Origin of the sequence: Scytonema sp. HK-05 (genome assembly GCF_963872035.1) — a bacterium.
Classification (GTDB): Bacteria; Cyanobacteriota; Cyanobacteriia; order Cyanobacteriales; family Nostocaceae; genus Kalymmatonema.
The window spans coordinates 48,508-70,522 of record NZ_CAWMYC010000091.1 but is presented as its reverse complement, the minus strand read 5'-3'; the positions used below and the strand labels follow the sequence as shown (position 1 = coordinate 70,522).

Annotated in this window: 16 protein-coding genes; 5 read left to right on the top strand and 11 right to left on the bottom strand. The window is 41.9% G+C overall.

Translation table 11 applies throughout. The features are described from left to right. Nucleotides 1-1,165 precede the first annotated feature (1,165 nt). The 4 genes from AACT52_RS11940 (at nucleotide 1,166) to AACT52_RS11925 (ending at nucleotide 5,725) form a co-directional block, all read left to right on the top strand. Nucleotides 1,166-2,275 (top strand): glycosyltransferase family 4 protein, encoded by a 1,110-nt coding sequence (locus AACT52_RS11940; protein WP_073631114.1) that lies wholly within the window; start codon nucleotides 1,166-1,168, stop codon nucleotides 2,273-2,275. Between the two features lie 114 nt (nucleotides 2,276-2,389). Beyond that, nucleotides 2,390-3,328 (top strand): NAD-dependent epimerase/dehydratase family protein, encoded by a 939-nt coding sequence (locus tag AACT52_RS11935; protein ID WP_073631113.1) that lies wholly within the window; start codon nucleotides 2,390-2,392, stop codon nucleotides 3,326-3,328. A 32-nt stretch (nucleotides 3,329-3,360) separates the two neighbouring features. Continuing rightward, nucleotides 3,361-4,308 carry a glucosamine inositolphosphorylceramide transferase family protein gene (locus AACT52_RS11930; protein WP_073631111.1) on the top strand — a complete coding sequence of 316 codons (948 nt, stop codon included), beginning with the start codon at nucleotides 3,361-3,363 and terminating at the stop codon, nucleotides 4,306-4,308. Between the two features lie 310 nt (nucleotides 4,309-4,618). Next, the gene (locus tag AACT52_RS11925) at nucleotides 4,619-5,725 is read left to right on the top strand and encodes a glycosyltransferase family 4 protein (protein WP_073631109.1); all 1,107 of its coding nucleotides are present in this window, start codon (nucleotides 4,619-4,621) and stop codon (nucleotides 5,723-5,725) included. Between the two features lie 127 nt (nucleotides 5,726-5,852). Here the strand turns inward: AACT52_RS11925 and AACT52_RS11920 are convergent, their stop codons facing one another. The 5 genes from AACT52_RS11920 to AACT52_RS11900 form a co-directional block, all read right to left on the bottom strand. Beyond that, nucleotides 5,853-7,325, bottom strand: coding sequence for a glucose-6-phosphate isomerase (locus AACT52_RS11920; RefSeq protein WP_073631108.1), 1,473 nt, complete (start codon nucleotides 7,323-7,325; stop codon nucleotides 5,853-5,855). Nucleotides 7,326-7,376: 51 nt separating this feature from the next. Beyond that, the gene (locus AACT52_RS11915) at nucleotides 7,377-8,375 is read right to left on the bottom strand and encodes a glycosyltransferase family 2 protein (protein ID WP_073631106.1); all 999 of its coding nucleotides are present in this window, start codon (nucleotides 8,373-8,375) and stop codon (nucleotides 7,377-7,379) included. After that, entirely contained in the window at nucleotides 8,293-9,495 is a 1,203-nt protein-coding gene (locus AACT52_RS11910) for a glycosyltransferase family 4 protein (RefSeq protein WP_073631105.1), read from the bottom strand. The genes AACT52_RS11915 and AACT52_RS11910 overlap by 83 nt, the downstream gene beginning before the upstream one ends. Before the next feature lie 82 nt (nucleotides 9,496-9,577). Next, entirely contained in the window at nucleotides 9,578-10,621 is a 1,044-nt protein-coding gene (locus tag AACT52_RS11905) for a glycosyltransferase family 2 protein (RefSeq protein ID WP_073631103.1), read from the bottom strand. Between the two features lie 102 nt (nucleotides 10,622-10,723). Continuing rightward, nucleotides 10,724-11,890: a glycosyltransferase family 4 protein gene (locus AACT52_RS11900; RefSeq protein ID WP_083630263.1), complete on the bottom strand. Its 1,167-nt coding sequence runs from the start codon at nucleotides 11,888-11,890 to the stop codon at nucleotides 10,724-10,726. A 28-nt stretch (nucleotides 11,891-11,918) separates the two neighbouring features. On the opposite strand from AACT52_RS11900, the gene AACT52_RS11895 reads away from it, so the two are divergent. Continuing rightward, on the top strand, nucleotides 11,919-12,158 hold the full coding sequence (locus tag AACT52_RS11895) for a hypothetical protein (protein ID WP_143172776.1): 240 nt from the start codon (nucleotides 11,919-11,921) through the stop codon (nucleotides 12,156-12,158). A 46-nt stretch (nucleotides 12,159-12,204) separates the two neighbouring features. Here AACT52_RS11895 and hepA read toward each other — a convergent pair whose 3' ends face one another. The 6 genes from hepA to AACT52_RS11865 all read right to left on the bottom strand — a co-directional run bounded on the left by hepA (nucleotide 12,205) and on the right by AACT52_RS11865 (nucleotide 21,912). Then, nucleotides 12,205-14,061, bottom strand: coding sequence for a heterocyst formation ABC transporter subunit HepA (gene hepA, locus AACT52_RS11890; RefSeq protein ID WP_073631099.1), 1,857 nt, complete (start codon nucleotides 14,059-14,061; stop codon nucleotides 12,205-12,207). Nucleotides 14,062-14,295: 234 nt separating this feature from the next. Next, entirely contained in the window at nucleotides 14,296-15,234 is a 939-nt protein-coding gene (gene hepC, locus AACT52_RS11885) for a heterocyst development glycosyltransferase HepC (RefSeq protein ID WP_073631097.1), read from the bottom strand. A 1,733-nt stretch (nucleotides 15,235-16,967) separates the two neighbouring features. Beyond that, nucleotides 16,968-19,199, bottom strand: coding sequence for a GumC family protein (locus tag AACT52_RS11880; RefSeq protein ID WP_073631095.1), 2,232 nt, complete (start codon nucleotides 19,197-19,199; stop codon nucleotides 16,968-16,970). Between the two features lie 24 nt (nucleotides 19,200-19,223). Then, nucleotides 19,224-20,324, bottom strand: coding sequence for a glycosyltransferase (locus AACT52_RS11875; protein ID WP_073631093.1), 1,101 nt, complete (start codon nucleotides 20,322-20,324; stop codon nucleotides 19,224-19,226). A 153-nt stretch (nucleotides 20,325-20,477) separates the two neighbouring features. Next, nucleotides 20,478-20,633, bottom strand: coding sequence for a hypothetical protein (locus tag AACT52_RS11870; RefSeq protein ID WP_158054613.1), 156 nt, complete (start codon nucleotides 20,631-20,633; stop codon nucleotides 20,478-20,480). After that, nucleotides 20,626-21,912 carry a glycosyltransferase gene (locus AACT52_RS11865; protein ID WP_337251580.1) on the bottom strand — a complete coding sequence of 429 codons (1,287 nt, stop codon included), beginning with the start codon at nucleotides 21,910-21,912 and terminating at the stop codon, nucleotides 20,626-20,628. The genes AACT52_RS11870 and AACT52_RS11865 overlap by 8 nt, the downstream gene beginning before the upstream one ends. Between the last annotated feature and the right edge of the window lie 103 nt (nucleotides 21,913-22,015).

Genomic DNA, 22,015 nt, shown 5'->3' with positions numbered 1-22,015 from the left:
TTGCGTTGAAATGAACCGAAATCATTTGACAGTGAAATAAAGAAATACCAGGAGATCCATTCAGAACTCAGGAGCGTTCTTATAGAGTACGTCAAGTGCTGAGTGGAGCAATTTTGTGTGTCTAAGCAGCCTCAAGTTGGTTTATTCACCGGAATGCACGCCCGCTTTAAAACCCTTATTTTCTGCCCGCTCTTCGCAGGGGCTTCCGCCGTTAGCGCAAGCTCAAGAGCGGAGCGAGGCTCCAAACTTCGGCAGAGGGAGGGGAGGGTTGGGTGAAACCATGACAAAACCGGACAACCTTCCCCCACGAGTACTCCTAATGGTTCCTCAGATATCTGTGGTGGGGGCATGCATAGGCGGTAATTCTCAATTACTCGTACTTGTTGACAAATCAACCCGCCTTTTTTGCCAAGGTTGTCCGGTTTTGTCTAGGAAAAATGTAGCGGCTGCATTCCGGTGATTTGAAAAATTAATCTCACTTTTCAGTTAGGTCATGATTTTGTGTCATGACACAATAGTTGGATTGCAAAGTTTGTCTGGCTTTAATTTCTTATCTGATGGAGGAAAAAATATAGAAAATTGTAATATTTATAACAAAATTAGCGATAATTTTATATTTCTTAAACTAAACATGAATATGTCTTAAATAAGAAGCTGGTAAACATAAGAGATAATGACACTAGAACACTAATTAAGAAATACAAAATCGGTCGTGTTCAACCAGCAAATGGTTGAGAATGGAGCCTACAAACCTCATTTTATCGTTACGACTGCAATGACTGAATCGAGATTATAAAATGTTTTTTTATATTTTTATGAGTCAATGAAAAAAATATGAATACAAAATAACCCCTCAAATTTTTCCAAAAATGAAAACCGCTGTGTATTCTGCTCAAGATACAGAATTTTGTGGCTGCTTACCGAGTCTTAATTCAATCGGTTTAAGACAAAAAAACAGAGCGATATCGCCTCCTACTATTCTCAACTTGAAAGCCTGAGCCGTGGCTTTGTCAAGCGATTTTTGCGGTCTGATGAAATCCTTTTTAAAGCAGAATCCTAATAACTACCTCTAGTTTAAGATCCTGCATTTATCAGAGGTTGCTTCTATCGGTACTGAATCAAGATCAACCATTTGCAATAAGCGACCACTGTGGAGATCATATAAATGCGTATACTACATCTGACAAACCACGTACAAGAGATTGGTAACGGTATCGTTAATGTGGCGATAGACCTCACCTGTATGCAAGCAAAAGATGGTCACGATGTTGCTATAGCATCGTCTGGAGGAGAATATGAGGCATTACTAGAATCTTATGGAATCAGGCACTTTGATCTAGACCAGTCAAGAACACCGCTAAATATTATCAAAGCGGTATGGCGATATCGGAAAATCGTGGATGAGTTTAAACCGGATATCGTCCACGTGCATATGATGACGGGAGCAGTGCTGGCAGGGACTCTCAGGTTCGGCTATAAATATAGTTTAATTGCGACAGTGCACAACGAATTCCAACCTAGTGCGGTACTGATGGGCTTGGGTGAGCGAGTGATTGTCGTCAGTCAAGCGGTGGGAGAATCTATGGCACGGCGTGGTATCCCAAAACAAAAAATGCGGGTTGTATCTAACGGCACATTAGGGAGTCCCCGTCAGCGCAGCATTAAAGAATACCAACCGCTCCCCCTACACCACCCTGCGATTGCAACAGTATCGGGGATGTATCGGCGTAAGGGAATCGGGGAATTAATAGATGCTTTTGTTGAAATTGCCGGCGATTTTCCTGATGCCCATTTGTACTTGGTAGGTAACGGACCTGATCGCGAGTCATTGGAAGAACAAGCGCGGAACACTCAAGCAGCTTCGCGCATTCATTTTGAGGGTTTCCAACCAGAACCAAAGAGATATCTACTAGCTACTGATATCTTCGTACTTGTTTCTCACAAAGATTCCTCACCCCTTGTGATTCCAGAAGCACGAGAAGCTGGTTGCGCGATCATTGGCTCAAACGTAGATGGTATACCTGAAGCCTTGGACGCTGGGAAAGCAGGCATTCTCGTACCAGCAAAAGACAGCCATACGTTAGCCGTAAATTTAAGGCAGTTGTTGAGCGATCGCGATCGCCTGCAATGGTGGAGGACTCAAGCATCTCAGAACCTAGAAAGGCTCAGTGCTAGTCGCGTTCATAAAGAAACACTAGCTGTCTATAAAGAGTTAATTCCAGATAATACGCCCAATAATTATGAATATGCTAAAGCCAAGCTAATTCATAATTAACAAATTGAGCTAGAGATTAATTTATTGTTGATGACTCGTAATTCGTAATTTACAATTATGATTTAAATTACGAATTATGAATGAAAATCACACTATTTTTCCTAAATTAAATTTATGCATTTTATTGTCACTGGCGGAGCAGGCTTTATTGGTTCTCATCTGACTGAGCAGTTGTTATCAGAAGGTCACTCTGTGACTGTAATTGACAATTTGACGACAGGTAACTTACAAAACTTGCCTGAACATTCTGGGTTAAAATTTCTGCACAAAAACATATTAGACTGTCACCCAGAAGATTTTTCCACACAGATTGATGGCATTGCTCATTTAGCAGCTACCCCATCCGTTACTGAATCATGGATCAAGCCACTGGAAGCGCACGATAATAATCTGTCTGCAACTCTAGCTGTAATTGAACTGTGTCAGGCTTTAAAGATTTCCAAGCTAGTCTTTGCTAGCTCTGCTGCTGTATATGGTAATAAAACACCTCTATCAATTTCAGAACAACAGCCTCCCGATCCCATTTCTCCTTATGGTTTGCAAAAATTGGTAAGCGAGCAATACGCTGCCCTTTTTACCAAACAATTTAACTTTTCATTTATTGGGTTACGCTTATTTAATGTATTTGGACCTCGACAAGTACCTGGTTCTCAATACTCTGGAGTGATTTCCATATTTGTTGATGCAATGCTCAAAGGTTTACCTATCAAAATTTATGGCGATGGTAGTCAGACAAGAGATTTTGTGTTTGTGAAAGACGTAGCGACTGCCTTTGCTAAAGCCTTAACGACTCCACTACCTCCTGGTTCAGCATTGAGTTGTAACATTGGCACAAGTAAATCAACTTCAATTCTTCAGCTTGTAAATATTATGAGAACTTATTTCCCCAAATGGGAATTAGAACCTGGCTTTGCACCTTCTCGTCCTGGAGATATTCAAGACTCCCAAGCGGATATATCCAAAGCGTCATCAGTTTTAAATTTTGTACCTCAGTGGTCTGTAGAATCTGGTTTAAAAGTTTTAGTAGAATATTGTCAAGAACATAAATCATAGGATTATTTCTATAATTTTCACAATTAATTCTGATGAATTACCTCAAAAAGATTGTAAAAGAACTACATTTTTCTGTAGTGAATAGTTTCCCAGTTCCTATAGCTAATAAGCTGCCATTAGGTGCGCTGACAAAAAAGGAAAGATGGTCTATTGGAATCTATACTGGCAAATCCCCTGTTGATTTCGATGCTCCTAAAGGGATAAAAAATCCTGTCTTGACACGCCGGAACGTATCAGATGTCAGGGCTGGGTTTGTTGCAGACCCTTTTATGATTAAAGCTGATAGCACCTGGTTCATGTTCTTTGAAGTGTTGAACCAACAGACACGTAGAGGAGAAATTGGGCTAGCAACGAGTGAGGATACAGTGAATTGGAAGTATGAACAAATTGTACTTGCTGAACCATTTCACTTATCTTATCCCTACGTTTTCGAGTGGATGAATGAATATTACATGATTCCGGAGAGCCATCAGGCAAACTCGATTCGATTGTACAAAGCATCCAAGTTTCCTACAGAATGGAGTTTTGTTGGAAATATCAAAAGCGGTGCGTCATTTTTAGACGCTTCTATCTTCCGTCACGCTGATAAATGGTGGTTATTTACGGAAACAAATCCTCAGCATCATTTTGACACTCTCCGTCTCTATTATGCTGATGAGTTGCTTGGTTCTTGGATAGAACACCCAAAAAGTCCAATTATTAGTGGTAATGCACACATTGCCAGACCAGGCGGTAGAGTTGTAGTGATGAATGATAAGATTATTCGCTACACTCAAGACTGTCAGCCAGACTACGGCACACAGTTAAGAGCATTTGAAATTACTGAGTTGACAACGACAAGTTATCAAGAACGAGAAATTGACCAAAACTTAGTGCTTAAACCCACTGGTGTTGGTTGGAACGGTGCTGGTATGCACCATATCGATCCTCACTTTATCTATGAAGAGCGATGGATTGCTTGTGTTGATGGAAGGGGGTAAATTTTAATATTTAATTAAAATTTAAAGACCTGCACCTTATCGCCTACAGGTAGCGATTCTTGGAGGACAAAAAAAGCCTGATTGTACAGGCTTTTTTTTATCAGCAGCATATATGCTCAACCAAAAAATCAATGGTTGTCTGTATTTGCCTAGACCAGATTCAATTCTTAAAATTTACATAAATTCGTAAAAATTAATTCTATTATCTCTTGCAAATACCTTTGCCAAATTGGCAAAAACTATCCGGATTGTTGGAACTGTTGTTTGATTTATTATCTATAAAAATAAATTAGTAGAAAATTAAAGCTAGATGCGAATTCTACATATTTTGAACCACGTCCAAGAAGTTGGTAATGGTATTGTCAATGTAGCCGTGGATTTAGCTTGTCTGCAAGCTCAAAATGGTCATAATGTGAGCGTAGCATCCGCTGGTGGACAATATGAGGCATTACTTACCACATACAATGTAAAGCACTTCAATTTGGATCAAACAAGAACACCAATTAATATCATGAAAGCCGCTTGGCGTTATTGGAAAATCATCGAAGAGTTTCAACCAGACATCGTCCATGCCCATATGATGACTGGGATTGTGCTGGCAAAGATTTGGAAGGCTTTCTCTACATATGGTCTCGTTTCCACAGTACACAACGAATTTCAGCGCAGTGCAGTGCTGATGGGTTTAGGCGATCGCGTTATAGCAGTCAGCCATGCGGTTGCTGAGTCTATGGCACGGCGTGGTATTGCACAAAACAAGTTAAGGGTGGTATCTAACGGGACTCTGGGGAGCCTTCGTATGCGAAAACTTCAAGAGTACGTAGCGATGGAACTGCAAAGACCGGCAATTGCTACTGTAGCCGGAATGTACAAGCGCAAGGGTATTGGGGAGTTAATCGATGCTTTCGCACAAATTGCTGCTGATTTTCCAAACGCGCATCTCTACTTAGTGGGAGACGGTCCTGACCGAACTTTGTTTGAACAGCAGGCGCAAACTACACTCTTTGCTGACAGGATTCATTTTCTGGGCTTTCAAAAAGAGCCACAATCTTATATGCTGGGGTGTGACATATTTGTGCTGGCTTCGCACCGTGACCCTTCTCCGCTTGTGATTCCAGAAGCCCGTGAAGCTGGCTGCGCGATCATAGCTAGCAATGTCGATGGCATACCAGAAGCTTTAGATGGTGGACAGGCGGGTATCCTGGTACCCCCGGCAAATAGCCAAGCCTTAGCAGACGCTCTCAGGCAATTGCTAAGTAGCCGCAAGCTGATGCACCAGTGGCAGTACTTAGCACAACAAAACTTAGACCGATTGAGTGTTATGCGTGTCCATGAGCAAACCCTGTTGGTGTATGGAGAGTTAACTACCAACTTGGTTGAACCTACAAAACAGTTAGCAGCGCACAGCAAAGCAAATTAGCAGTGTTCAAGTTGGCAAAATTTCGCCTGGTGTTGTGTTCTTCGCTCATATAACTTTTTAGATGAAATAACAGCTTATTCTTAACTGATAACTGTTAACTGATAACTGATAACTGATAACTGATTCGTCAAGTGAGAGGTAGTTTTTGGGTGGGAAGCGGGTAGCCGTTGATGATTCCAGCAGAAAGACGTTGATGTTGATAATACCTTTTAGCTGCCATAGCCACACCAAGGAAGCCCCACATAACGACACCACCAAGCGAAATCATCAAGCTACTAAAAACTAACTGGAAGACGATCGCAAGACTAATCGAACGGGCAGCATTGGCAAACGGATCGCTGCGAGCTTCAGAAGTTTGGTATACGTCATACAACAGCAGCAATAATCCTCCCAAATAAGGGAGACCTCCAAACCAACCGAGAGCGAAAAACGTATCTAGGATGCCGCTGTCAAGAACAATTTGTATGAGTTTGCCGTCTTTATCAACAACCCACGTACCGCCGATCCCGTTGCCTAAAACATTAGAAAGTGCTATACCAATGTTTCTATCGTAATTTGCTGTACGGTCTTGATAGCTTTGGTCATTCTCTAGATTTGAAATAGTTCCAAACCGCTCGCTGACCATACTGCCGAATGGCTCAATTGTCACGAGTGGCACAACACATGTTGCCATGATCAGGATGGTCAATATTAAGCGCATCTGTAGCTTTGGTTTGAGATTAGTGAGCAAGCTGAGCAATCCCACCACCCAGCCTCCCCAAGCTCCGCGTGCCATACTTAGTAAGAATGCTAAGTAGCCCGCTACAGAAGCAGGGATACGCAATGGATTTTTGCTACTAAATAACAACAATAGCCCCGCCATCATACTCACTGCAAATGGTCCGGGCGAGTGCATCGTACTCCACACCCGCATCTGCATTGGTGCAGGTTGTCCAAAGCTTGTCAATTTTGTTTGGGTTAACCAATACCTATCCCACTCCGGTGCTATGAGGTATTGCACTACCCCATAAAGACCTGTTAAGAGTACAGACCAAACAAATACAGTCTCCATGTTTTTGCGATATTGTGGATAGTATCGCCAGTTAACAAGTATGTGGAACCCAAAAAATAGGGGAGAAATCCAGTCCAGCATTGTACGGAAGACGACAAGTGGTTGGTAGTTAACGCTCCCTATCAAAAAGCCGTACAATACAGCAAAAATCGCCATGACAAACGGTAAGCCGCCCATGCGCGATGCTTTGGGTAGGTAGCGGAAGAATGTAGCAGCAGTAATCAGTGTTACTAAGAACGGCGCGAGTAAGATTGGACTTGGCTCTACCCAACCGCTCCTAAAATCTATAAGACGGCGGATCAGCGCAATCAGAAACCATATCCACCAGGTGTAACCAATGTAAAGCACCGGATATCGCACATAGAGGAACACCCCTACCAAAAAAGACCCTGCTGGAAATGCTAGACGCAGTATACCTCCAGCACCTGCCACATAGCAGGCGAGAGTAAACAGTATGAGCGCACCGATCGCTAGCCAAGCTAGAGTTGTTGGTTGTTCTTTTTCTGATAATTCTGGCGTCGGAACTTGATGAAATTGCCTGTAGGTCACTCAGCCTCTCCCTGTCTAACAGTCGTGGTTTTTTCAAATTATCTATCAATGCTATGAAGGCTTGTCCATCTGGAAGCAGTTGTCAGGTGTAGAAAGCACTCTACTACCCATTTTTGATGCTTGATGATGAGTTTTGTTCCAAGTACGGAAGCCTTGCCAACGTCCTTGCATCGAAGCCAACCACTTTTGTCTGGCTAAAGTTCCTTCACTTTTGTGCAACCGCCACCACTGTAGCAAACCTAACGCCTCTCGTGTGCCGACGAATATTCCCCAGAATGCAAACACAAGCTTTTGTAAAAAGGAGAAGTGTTCCAGTAAAGCTAAAGTTTCGTTGTGGACTGCATTGGTAAACGCGATATTATTAAATTTCTGGCGTTGGTCTTCGTCGAAACGCTGTGCTGGATAGTGATTGACTGCTACCTCTGGGTCATAAATAAGCTTCCATCCAGCCCGTTTTAAGGTGAGACAGAATGCTAATTCAAAGTGTACCTGCGCCCCAGTGCCTTGCATCCGTTCATCAAAGCGCAATCCTGCGATCGCACTGGTACGAAAACTCATATTTACGCCCTTAAGAACATCGACCTCACGAGGTTGTCCCACTCCTAGGTGATGGTTGCCAATCACTCGCCCAAACCACTGCAATTGACCGACGATCTCCCGGGAGTCATCGAGTAATTGGTTTCCCTGGTGAACCCAATCACGTCCCCCAACTCCGCCAATGCTGTCATCTGATAGAAAATATGCACTGATCCGTTCTAACCAATTTGGGTAGGGTGCGGCATCATCGTCAGTAATTGAAACTGTATCGCCTTCAACCACTTCCAATCCAGCGTTCATAGCTGCAACTACCCCCCCAACGGTGACTTTTACAGTCTGTAGTGGCAGTTTACAGTCTTTGAATTCTTCGAGGAATTGCCAAGTTTCGGTGTCCGTATCCCTTACTGTCACTATCACCTGATATGGTGGTTTAGTTTGCGCTTGTAGCGCCAGAAGGCAGCGTAATAGGTCTTGAGGACGGCGATAAGTTGGTATGAGAACGGTGTTCCTCATTCTTGCTTAACTCCTCAAATAAATCCATATAGGTTTGTGCCATGATACTCCAGCTATGCTGCTCGGCAACAGCACGAGCAGCTTTTCCCATCTGCTGCATTCGGGTGCGATCGCTCATCATTGATGATAGTGCATCTGCCAAGGCATCGGTGTCGTCCGAGTCTGGTAAAACAACTCCGCATTCTGGTGTTACCAATTCTGCACCTCCTGTTGCTGTTGCAGTAATTACGGGAAGTCCAGAGGCGAGGGCTTCCAACAGCACCAGAGTACAAGCTTCATAACGAGAGGGAAACACAAATAAATCCACCGCCCGCATCAGCTGGGCTATATCACGCCGATACCCCAAAAAATGCACTCGCTGATTCAATCCTAAGGATTCTGCCATCGCTGGGAAGGGGCTACCTTCAGTACTTCCCACAACCGCTAGATGTAAATCAGGCACTTTCACCAAGGCACGCAGCACGGTATCTAAGTTTTTTCTGGGGGTGCGGATGTCTCCTGCAAACAGCGCCAAAGTCACATTTTCAGGTAAACCTAGTGTTTGGCGACAAGCGACACCTGGAGAAAACTCTTCTAAATCGACTCCATTGACAATCACCTGAATTTGAGATCGCCCTACGCCAATGCTTTCCAATTCTTGGGCGACTTTCTGGGAGACCGCGACAATAACTTGTGCTTTTTGGAAGGCTCGTTTTTCCCAAAAAGCATTCACGCCTGTATACAGCCACTGATAAAAACCATACAAATCTCGGCGGATGCGAGAAATGTGGGCGGGCGATCGCAGCCAAGAACTGTGGACAAAATGTACAGCATTCACATCAGATGCTGCTTTTGTAATTGCTCCGTTAACTTTGACCAAATCAACTTGGGAGCGATTTTTCCGCAACCAATCTGCACTTTTTTGCGAAAATATGAAATTCCGCAAAAATTCGGTTGGTAAACTGTTAACTGGAATAGAAACCCACTCTACTTGGCTACTTTGTTGCAATTCTGGTGCTATTTCACTTGCCAATAAGGTAAGGTGATGACCTCGGCGAATTGCTTCTTTCGCAACCTCATAATTCACTCGTCCCTGTCCATCACCCTTTTTTACCTTATGGGTAACAATACATAGTTTCACGCATCACCTTCCTTTTCTTTTGAGTTTATTGAGCACTTAAATGTTATGTTCTTTGTTGCGCTTTCTACTTTGATTATTTCATTCATACTTTGAGCAATTTATTGACTAGTGGTCGTGGGGTGAAACTCAAAGTCAATGCTGCTATAGTTCTTAAATTAAACTTTTGTTCCCAAAGCGCTCGCCAAAGATAAGGACGTGCTTGAGCTTGAATTGTTTCTTGAGAACGCAGGTAACCTAGAGCTAAAGTTGTATGAGCCTCTAACCATTTCTGCTTGAAATACGGCTTATAGTTCTTAAGGTTTTCATCTGCCATAAACTTTTCGTAGCAAAATATTTCCGCTTCCCCTTTGCGGATTTTTGCCTGAGCATCTCCACCACCACTGAGATTTGTATCTGTTTGCTCATGGGCGCGATACCGTGTCAATCTTTCTGGATGATAGTAAGCTCCATGACCGGAACGAGAACATAGGTATGCTAAATATAAATCCCACATACCACCTACTTCTGGTGGAATACTATCCCAGTCAACAAACTCGTTGCGAATGACACAAGCTGCTGCGGTGGGTATAGACTTATGTACTACGGCAATTTCATAAAAAGGTTGATGAACTCCTTTGTTTAGGGAGTTACGTTTGTAAGCCTTTGTATATTCATCTGAAGATAAATAATTTATTTTACCTTGTGCATCTATAACGTATTGGTCACAAAAAGCTAAAATAACATCTGGATTTTCTTCCAATGGTGGAACAAGTTTTTCTAAAAAATCCTCGTTCCATATATCATCATCATGCAGACTGGCAACGTATTTGCCCTGTGCCATCTTAAAGGCGTTCATCTGATTGGCAAACATCCCGACATTTTCTTCATGTCTGAAAAATCGGATGCGTGAATCACCAAAAGATTCAACTACCTCTCGGGGGCTTTTTGGTCTGATGCATGAATCACCAAAAGATTCAACTTCCTTTTGGGAACTTTCTGGACTGCAATTATCTGAAACAATAATTTCAATATTTTGATAAGTTTGTTTAACAGCACTATCAATTGCTTGCTTGAGATACTCTGGTCTGTTATAAGTTGGGATTATAACGCTCACTAAAGGCTCTTGTGAGCTATTACTGTGTAACATATCTAAAAAATCCTTTAATTTTATAATAGAAATAGTGTCCAATCTATGGTTGGAGACAGAAACAGCCTAATTGGCTTGATAATATTATCTAACTAAATGTTTTCAAAGGGAAAATTTAGATATTGTGTTTTCATAAATTTTTTGTAAATGTTTGACGTGGATATCCATTGTGAATTCTTGCAGAAACAAAGCATAACCTTGTTCGCCCATGTGTCGGCATTTTTCATAATCACTAGACAAATCAGTAATCGCTTCAGCCAGCATCTTAATATCATTGGCTGGCGCAAGAATACCTGTTTCCCCATCTCGTAAATATTCTGGGATGCCTCCGACTGCGGCAGCAATGACAGGTCGATAGTGAGTATAAGCTTCCAGAGTAACAAGACCAGCCGGTTCAGGCCAGATACTGGGGAAGATAACAGCAAAACACTGTTCGTAAAGTTGATTTAATTTCTCGCTATTACACCAGCCATGCCAAGTGATACGGTTGTTTATCCCTAGCTTATGAGCTAACTGTTCCAATCGGGGTTGATCCCAACCCTCACCTGCAATATCAAGTTGAATTTGCGGATCTGTATGTACTAAGGTTTTAAGCAGCCATTCCAGTCCTTTATCAGGAACGATTCGCCCAACAAATAAAATTCGATGATTCTTGTGTGTTTCTAAACTCAAAGGTGCAGTCACCATTTGCGGTGCGGAAATACCACAGCGTAGCGTTACAGCTTGTTGAGGTGGTAAACCGTTTTTAATCAACTGACTCCTCACGTAATCACTATTGGCAATAAAAGTCGCTTTAAGATTTTTTATAAACTTGCTGAGATGATTAGTTCCTAGTAATTCCTCTATCACTCTTGCTGGTTTGCGGCTACCACAGCCATCTACAAGTTTGCCCCAGAGACATCCTAAATAAGAGAGATTACGATCACAAATGACGCCCTGTCCTGGTAGATATTTTGTGCCACTAGCACAGTAAAGTGAGTGATTGTGAACGGTAAAGACAGTGGGACATTCTCCTTTAATTTGCAATAGTAAGTCTGGGCTATGAATGTGGAGCAATTTGAACTGACTCTGGTCAAGTTCTTTGAGAGATTTAATAACAAAGTCACTCACACCAGGTTGCCGAGATTGAATCAAAGAAGTGAGATAAGTTTCAGCTCCTCCGTTCCCATTTACTCTAAAGCTAGAGCAGTGATACATCAAGTTATGATCAAACTGGGGCTGCTGCAAGTTTTCCGCTCTTACCTCCGCATCAGTTATTAAGTTTGGCATGGCTCCTCCACCTTATTTTCCAAAGTTCATGAGTAGATTTTTCTTGAGAAAACAAATTCTCAATTTGCTAAGACTGGACTTGTGCATCTTTGTTCTAGATGCGGTTTTTATAGCTGTTGAGAGACTAGAGCAAGCGATTGCCATGCGCGGGCACTGGCACCTTTGCGATCGCTCTTTGGTGTGCTTAGTGGAAGGGTTATCCACCACAATCAATTTACAAGATAAGTATTGCTGTCTGTTCACCAGCGCCAAAGATTTTAAGGTTTGACGCAGATTTTCTACACGGTTGCAGGTGCGCTCATCGTTATCAATCTTTAATTGAGTTGATGCTGCATCTGGTGATATTTCCAAAGCTTGCCCTTAAGATCAAGCAACTCTTGATAGCCGCCCTGTTCTACAATCTGTCCCTGTTCGAGTACGACAACTTTATCTGCTCGGACTATTGTCGATAGGCGGTGGGCGATCACAACCACCGTTCGTCCTACAGAAAGCTTTTCTATAGACTCTTGAATAAGTCGTTCTGACACAGTATCAAGAGCACTTGTTGCTTCATCCAAAATCAAAATTTCCGGATCTCGCAGCAAAGCGCGAGCAATTGCAATTCGCTGACGCTGACCACCAGAAAGTCTTACACCTCTATCTCCAAGTTGAGTGTCGAAACCTTCGGGCATTTCTTGGACAAATTCCAAAGCATTCGCGAGTCGAGCTGCTGCGTAAATTTCCTCATCTGTTGCTCCTTCCGATCCATAGGCAATATTATTACGGACAGAAGTGTTGAAAATAAAGGTATCTTGGCTGACAACGGCAATCTTCCGGCGCAGCGAGTGGATTTCAATATCCCGCAAATCAACGCCATCAATAAAAACATGACCTTGTGTTGGATCGTGAAATCGCGGAATCAAATCCGCCAATGTTGTTTTACCAGCCCCTGAAGCACCCACTAGTGCTGTCATTCTGCCTCGTTCAATCATCAGCGTGATGTTACTAAGTACTAAATTTTCGCTGTCGTAGCCAAAATCAACAGACACGAAGTCGATTGAACGTTTTAAGCCAGGAAATTCGATATGTCCGTTGCGGAAATACTGTTTTTCATCAATATCCAAAAGTTTTTTAACGACTTCCGACGAGCCGTACATTGTACTGATATGCGTCGCGACACCATTAATATCTTGAATAATTGGCACGAAACGAAAGAGAACGAAGAAAAACGTTAATAGAGAAGCTACTTGTAGTGAGCCGTTAGTTACCAAACCCGTATATGCCAGAACAATCATTCCCACGAGTATTGTGGTCGCTAACGCCTCGGCAAATGGCTTGACAATCATCCATACCAAGGCAATTTTCTTGGAAGCACTGACCAGATTCAAGCTGGCATTATAATAACGTTGACGTTCAAAATCTTCAGTGGAAAATGCGTGAACTGTACGAATTCCATTGATGAATTCTATGGCGATTGAAGTAAATCTATTGCTGGCTTTTGATACTTCAAAGCTCGCCTCCCGCACGCGACCATTCAATGTAGATAACCCTACGGCTAACAAAGTGAAAAGCATCAATGAAATGACAGATAGCTGCCAAGATATCAAGAACATTGATAGTAGGTAAACTACAGCGTTTATTGTTCTTGAAAATAAGAAAGCTGCATCGCCAAAAGCTTGTTTAAGCTTTTCTATTTCCGTCGTTAAAGTATTTATCAGTTCGCCAGATTTAGTATTGCTAAAATAACTAATTTTGACAGATTGTAGTTTTTCAAATATTTGTTTACGCAGCCTATCAATTAAAGTAAGCTGAGTGATTTCGGTGTAAAGTTGTGCTACATAATTTAAGCCGGAACGTATCCAAGTGCTAATTAAAATCAATAACGAGACGCGATACAGCCGACTGGTAGGAGATGCGTTCACTCCCAAAAACACAGTATCAACCCAGCCAATTCCGGTATGAAATGGTTGGGTGTTGGCATCACTAGTTAAGCTTTGCAGAAGAGAAAGCAAAAGACTAACATTAAAGCCCTCAAAAATTGCCGCCAGCAATGAAAACATCAATGCCATAACGGTAATTCGCGGAAAGTGTTTAAATTCTCGCAGTATCAGGTAGTTGTTCTGCCAGAACTTAGTAGTCTTTACTAAATTCTTAAGCAGATTTTGGACTGGTTTGGAAATTTTTAGCTGCATGGTCAATATTGAACTATAGTTTTCCAGAGAAGATAGAGCGCTCCAAGTGCTATGTCTTACGAAAAGCCGCAACGCGTTTACGTGCGGCAAATGAGCTCACTACTGTACAAAGCACTAGTTGCTATTTTGTCAGAATCAAGAAGAGCGAGAGTCACTTTGCAAGGCTTGAACCTGTGTAAGTATCACTAGCATATGGTAAGGATCGGGCGTTCAAGCCATGAGGTAACGAACAAATCACAAAGTGGGACTATCCAAATGTAATAAGTTCGACTCTGCCTCAACTTCCCATGACCCCATGATTCCTGGTAATCTATTGAGATTTCGTTGTGCTTCTGGACTCAGCCGTACTGCATCTTCCAAAGTCCAGCAACGAGATCCTGTCAAACTCATTTCACCACGCAGCACATTCAACAATTGGGGTAGATTATCCAGTCCGTACTTACGCATCCAAAGTCCTAGAGTTGTCAGATTCTGCTCATCTTCCCCATCGCATAAACCGCTTTGATATGCGATCGCGAAGCCCCCGTTCTGCGCCATCGTCCTCTGGGCGGCTCCGTTTGCGAGCATCGCCGAAGGCACTATACTCCGCGCGATTGGCAAAGCCCCACCGTAGGCGATCGCATCCCCACTGACTTTCTGGCTGACTGTCGTTGTGCGAAACTTAAAAACCTTGAACAGTTTACCCCGTTCTCCAATATGCCATTGGCAAGAAAAAAGTGATCCTGGTTCTGGGGAGGAAACGCGCATTAACAAAACTAATCCCAGCATGATTGGGCTGACAGCAAGCAGAAAAACCAACGCTGTGAGCCACTCAGTGAGCCGCTTTAACCACCATAATACTGAGCCAACTGGTTTCGGCTGTTTATCGCTAGAAGGTATGCGTAGGAATATAGGCTTGCCGGCTGCAAGGCACGCATCTGCCCAAAATCTCAACCTTGCTTCACCGAGTTTTGGATCTATGCGTACCAAATTTACTGGAGAACGCTTTAAACACTCCACTAACAATCCGTTTTTATCCAGTGGAGGCATATACGGCTGTTTCGCTACTGCAGAAGGCATAACCAGCAACTGATCTCGTCGCCATTGAAGTGTGCAGTACTGTGAGGGATTATCTTGTTGTTGCTGCTTCACAGTATAGGAATTCTGTAATGTTGGTTTTATTGAGGTTGTCATATGTATTTACACTTATAGTACAGTAGATCGCCAACCTGATATCGAAAGCTATTAAAGCCAAATAGCCCGACCTGTATCTTAGTCTTCACTCCAAACCTGGAGGTCAGTGAGTGGAAAAAATGATAGTACAGCTATCCCTCATAGATATTGCACATCTTCGGAGAATTTATCTTTATAAAAGATGTACAAGATACAAAAATAGTAGCCTTTAGATAAATCTAAGAAACTTCTCTCTTGTATTGTTTAAGGGGTATTTAATATCTAGGATATAAGACGGCGTAGGAATAACGGTTACGTAAATAGATTCTTTATTTACTCTTTAAACATTTTGTGCCTTTTTCCGGCAATTATTAAGCTATTATGAATAACATCGGTTGTAGAACTACGTAATAACCCTTTTGCTGATCATCCCATGTGATTTTAACACAATCAGATGATTGCACTTAAAAAAGGCTTTATTATCAAAAGTAATAAAATTACACAAATTCAATAATATTTGTGGCACAAACTTTATACACTTATCTAAATTTAAGTTTAGATAATTCTAACCAGGAAGAGAATTATTGTTGAGATAACACGAAATTTATAGCGTTTGATTCAGTATGTTTCTTCTATCCCTCACTGTCATTTCCCTGCTATATAGAATGGCTAAAAGCTAAAATAACAGCCGTGTGTATCTATAGCGCAACTCAATTGAATGAAGTACAAATTTATCTGTGTTCCATGAGTGTCCATCTGTGGTTCTTATTTCCTGATGTATTGCACTCAACCCCCGAACCGCTATATTTTTTACCTACATAAGAAAAGATGATACCTAGAAAGAAATAATTATGTTATTTATGGTACGCTAACTTACTACATTAGTGAAAGCCAATCGTAATTGTGACTATTTTTTTGTCATAAACCATGACTCACTCGTTAGACAGTGCCTTATGAAAACCCTGAATCAAACTGGTTCACCGTCGCAATTTCGGCTTGGGTGCCACTATCGCTTTTGTACTCTTTATTTGTAAGAAAGGGCCGAAATTGCGAAAACGTGAGCGCTTTATGGTAAGTTTTCTGATAGATTTCCACAGTTTTACCTAGATTTTATCAAGGGACAGCTAGCTTCCCTAGTGCGCTTTCATTCTTAGATCTTTTGCAATGATTTATCAGACAAGCCAAGACTTGGGAGATGGGGAGACAAGGAAGCAAATTCTCCCTTGTGGTCCTTGTGGTCCTTGTGGTCCTTGTGGTCCTTGTGGTCCTTGTCTTGCTTCATTGATGGACATGTTATCAATTACGAATTATGCTGACACTCTTGCCCCTATAAAAAAATACGGCTTATGCCAACGCTGAGGGGCATATACCGCATTGAGGATTGCATTTTTGTTGTTTATTGACACTCCCACGCCGTTTATGCGATGGGATTTTTGGGCTGAGGAAAGGCATTAGTCACCTTTGGTCTTACAGAGCATTACTGCGTCGTTGCAGACGCCTCCTCCCTATACCCAGGGCAAATGCATCTTGTCATTAACAAGACTCTGTTCTCAATAGAGCCTGAAATAATCGCATTAAGCAATGCTTACTAACATCATCTTGAGTTCTATTTCTGACTTAAGTTTTATAAGTAAGCACAATGCCGGAGAGCGAGAAATCTGATTTTATCGTTTTTTACATAAATCAGAGTTTTCGTCAAGTACCTAGACACCAAATTTAGATGCGTTTGCCCTGTCCCTATACCTTTGTACCCTTTATTTCTCCATAGCTTGTTGCAGTGCAAAGCGGTGTTGCTGTGCATATGGAACGTATGTACTAGTAGAGTTTGATACCCCATTTGCCACAACTCCTAGTAAGTTTAACCTGCTCAGCATGGCTGTCGCTTGCGTAAGTTGGGTTCTAGTCACCCTACCAATGCTGGCTACCATAACCACGCCACGACACGATGATGCCGTAAGCATAGCATCCACTAAGCCAAGAACTGGAGTGCCATCTATAAGTACCAAGTCATAGTTCTCCTCAAATGTTGCCATGAGTTGCTGCATCCGAGGGGAACTCAACAGATTAGCTGGGTCAGCAGGCGTTGGTCCAGCGGTTAAAATATCGATGTAAGATGAGCCTGAGGACTGGATACTAATTTGGTTGGGTATAGAGACGTCACTTGTTAGTAAAGTAGAAAGCCCCTGTTCGTTGGGAAGATTGAGTTGTTTGTGTAAACTGGGATCGCGTAAGTTGGCATCAATCAGCAGTACCCGTTTATGTAAACGAGCAGCACTCATTGCTAGACCCAATGCTAGAGCTGATTTCCCCTCATCTGATAAAGCTGAGGTAATCATCAAAGATTTGAACGAAGAAACAGAGTTCAAAAGTTCAATGTTTTTATAAATTAGATCTAGCGATTCCCAACGTGGTGGAGATTGCAATACCTGAATTGTCCAAGGAGCAGGGACTTGTGGCTTCCCTAAAGGTAACTTAATAACTGATTCTCTATTTTTAGCAGGTGGCAACTTGGGAGTTGTTCCCAATATCGGTAGGGCAACCTGCTTCTCCAACTCAGCTGTGGTGTGAACTGAATCATCCGCCGCTTCACGGACAAAGGCAGCAATACCTCCCAACATCAACCCAACTACCGCACCCAGCATCAGGTTCTGCTGCAGGTTTGGACCTAACTGTGCACCGGGTTGGGGTTCTTCCACAACTTCCCAGTTAAATCCTCCCTTGGCAATTTCTTGTCGCAATTGCTGTTCTGCTTTCAAAAGCTCCTGCAATCTTTCGCGGCTAAGTTGTATCTGGGGCTGTAAGCTACCATAGCGAGCTAAAATCGCGGGAAATTTTGTGAGTTCCTCACGTAGTTGTTGCTCTTTCTTCGCCAGAACTTGGTCTTTAGCGCTTAAAGACACGATTGTGGTTTGTGTGTCCACCAATTTCGCAGCGAGGTTGAGGTCAATTGCGCTCTTCTGTCCTTTTTGTAAGAGAGACGGTGCTTGGCTACTAGATGGAGCAGACTCTCCCCCTAAGGTTCGTTTTTGCTCTTGCTGCAATAATGCTTTTTGGCTTTGAAGTTGATCTACCAACTTCTGCACGTTCGGAGCCTCGTCTGTAAAGCGCAAGCGTTCTTGTGCTAAAGATAGTTCTGTTTTTTGGTATTCGTTCAGTAATGCTTGGTAGCGACTAGACTGGCTCAGACGAGCTTCGACGAGGGCATTCTGTGGAGTACTTTGAAGTTGTTCTTGTAATTTTTTATACGTAGCAGACGCTTCTTGATACAGAGAACGAGTTGTGCCGCGCTCTTGCTCAATCCTGGTCAATTCGTCCTGTTTGGCTTTCGCCTGTGTCTCTGGATCTATTAATTTCTGAGATGTGCGAAACCTTTGCAAGTTAGTCTCAGCCTTTCTCACTTCATCGCTTACTTTCTTTAACTGAGCGCTGATAATTTTCAGACCATCTTTTAAGCGCTTGTCCTGCTGTTCGATGTTGTATTCTAGATAAACTTTTTGAATTGCATCCAAAACTTCATGTGTTTTAATTGGATCTTTATCGGTATATTGCACCTCAAATATTTTAGTAGCAACATTATCTTCCTTATTTTTGATTTGACTTAAAACTAAAGCGCTTTTCAACTGACCTACGGTCATGTCTGGATACTGGGGCTTGAGTTGATTAACTGCTTTTTGAAGCAGACCAGAACTTTGCATTAAGCTCAGTTGGGTTGCAGCGTCTACTTGAACAGTAGGGTCGGTAAATTGACTGTCTACACCACTACCACCTTCTTTCCTTCCTTGATAGTTAGGTTCTACCAACAGCTGCATTGAGCTTCTGTAGGTAGCAGGTGTCCTTTTTGTCATCACACCTGCTACTGCAATACAAGCCACAAACGCTGCTAAAAACCAAGGAAATCTACGTATTAAAACCGCAAACAGTTGTCCGTAACCCTGTTCTGACTCAGTAACTGGATTCACATATGGACTTAGGCTGCTCTGAACCACCTTTACTATCCCTCAGCTAACAAATTAATTGAATAATGTATTTACGGTACAAGCTTGTTCAATAACTTGCTCGACCTTATTAAAGAAAGCCTCCTCTGAAAAGTTGGCTACAGCATGATTACGAATGTTTTCGTAATCCCAATAGATTTCCCTGCCTTCTAGTAGTGCAGCTTGCAGTGATTCGGGTGTTTGCCTCTTAAAAAAGACCCCTGTTTTACCAGGTATCTGGGTATCTAACACCCCACCTGCTCCAAAAGCAATAACAGGTGTTCCACTGGCATTTGCCTCTACAGGAACTAATCCATAATCTTCTAGGGCAGCAACTATAACAGAGTTGGCTTTAGAAAACAACTGAGTGCGTTGTGTATCAGTTACGTGTCCTAAAAACTCAATATTGCCTAATGCTTTGGACTTTAATCTCTCTTTTTCTGGACCATTTCCTGATATCAGTAACCGCCATCCCAGCCAGTTAAAAGCTTCGACTATTATATCAAGACGCTTGTAGCTGATCATCCGAGCTGAGGCAAGATAAAAGTCTTCTTTTGTATCTGAAAAAACAAATTTACTCGTGTCTATAGGATAGTTAATAACAATGGCTTTTTTGCCGTAGGTATTTTGAATACGACGAGCGACAATGCTGGAGTTAGCAATGTAAAGGTCAGGTTCCTGTGCACAGGCAAGGTCTACCTTTCTCATCACTTGAAAGACTTGTTCGATTAATGGAGCAAAATATCGATAGTCTCCGTACTCCCGTAAATAAGTTTCTGTATCCCACAAAAAACGGGTAACATTATGGCAAAAGCAGATGTGGCGTGCGTCTCGGTTCTTTCGCACTGCTTTGGCAAAGCTGGTGCTACTGCTGATAATGAGGTCGTATTCTTGCAAATCTAAGGCGCGAAAGGCTGGAAAATAGAAAGGAGCCATCAACCGGAAATACTTTGCTGCTCTGGGAATATTTTGCAGAAAAGTTGTCTTAACAATACGCTCTCCTAAATCAATGGTTTGTTCAGGATCGTATAAGGAAGTAAAAACGTCTGCTTCGGGGTAGCGCTTGCAGAGCAATTCAAAAACGCGCTCTGCCCCTCCTTTTTGGGTTAAATAATCATGCACTAAGGCAATTTTCATATATTTTTTGTGGATTTACTTTATACAATTATCTACAAATGATAGGTTGGCTCTGAACACTGCACCCACAGCTAAGAGATTATTTTCCAAATCTGATTTATGACCCTATTTGTTTCCAAGATACTAAAAGGTTATTTTTATAATATTAATTTTTCATAAATATTTCGTAAGGATAGTAGCTGGTTTTTGGCTGACTGTGAGTGGTTTGCTTTTTACTCGTAAAATCCAGTGACCAACTTTACTATTGAGTTCTTGAACTTGAAAGTTGACACGTAAGCTAAGTTGTTCTAATAATGGAATCTTAGGCATGAATCAATACCTGGTTTTTATGAGAATGATTTTTCAGAATTTTTTCTATAGTATTTCTATAAGTTTCTGCAAACTTTTCTTTGGTATGATTTTCTCTGGCAACTTCCCAAGCTCTTCTTGCCATCTGTTTTAACTCTTGTTTAGGCAGAGTGGAAATTTTTTGGACTTCTTGCTTAATTTCTTGTATCGAACTGTCTTTTAGGATGACACCGTAATCTTTTTCCACATCTACACTAGCTTCATAGCTAACAATTGGTATTAACCCTGCATGCATACAATTAATTACGCTGCCACCACCACCTTCAGAACAGGAAGGATAGACAATGCCAACGCAGTTGTTAAGGATATTTCTAAACTTCTGACTGTTTATATCAATCCATCCTATAGTGTCAATATTAGGGGTTTGATAAAGTTCCTTATAAAAAGCTTTTACAAAATCTTGTTCTTTACTTATTGGTCCGCAAATAGTTAAATGGCAATCAGGCATTTGAGCAAAGGCTTCCAATACTAAGTCTAATCCCTTGTGAACTAGACCGCCACTACCAAACCAGAGAAAATTCTTGCGGCAAGCGTCAAAATTTTTTTCTTCTGACCATGAATAAACTACTTGTGTAGAAATGGGAACGCGGTAAAGCGGTTTTTTTGCATATTTCAGGGTACTCATGGTAAACTCATTCCCCAGAACTGTGGCACAATCGGCGTGTTCTAGAGCTTGATTAGGTGGTTCAAATCTCCGAGGACCCAGAGTTATGCCTCGCCTTTGCTGTAGTGCTAACAGTCTGTTGGCTTCTGCTGCATTATGGAATAAAAGATGAGCGGTGTCAGCATGGAATATTTTTACACAATCTTTATTGAGGAATGGTGCACACCTTTGCAGGTTGGAACGAGTTTCTATAAAGAATGCATATTCTTTTTGAGGTAAGAATATATCGTTGTTATATTGGATAACATCAACACAGTAGCCTATGTCCAAGAAAGTTTGTGCCATTTGGTAACATTCCCAAAAATGGGTGTGGGAATTCCGAATAGGTTCGCCAGGTTTTAAAAGAAATGGTTCAACAACGTATGAGATCAGTACGTTACCAATGGCTGGCTTATCTGGCTGGAGTGAAACCTTCCGGCGGATTTGTTGACGGATTTGAATTTTGTGTGTTAGGCGATTAACGATATTGACTGTACGCTGAGCTAATTTAGTTGGCATAAATATACTGAGTTGGAAGAGTAGTGAACCATTGTTAATGCTTGGGATGCCATCAACTTGTCGAAATAAGAATCTCATAACCTTTGCATAACTTTTGCGTCAAATAAGAGATTCTTTACTACTCAACCTATGGCTTTTTTGCTACCAAAGTCAACACCATAACATCAAGTATGGGTTGACT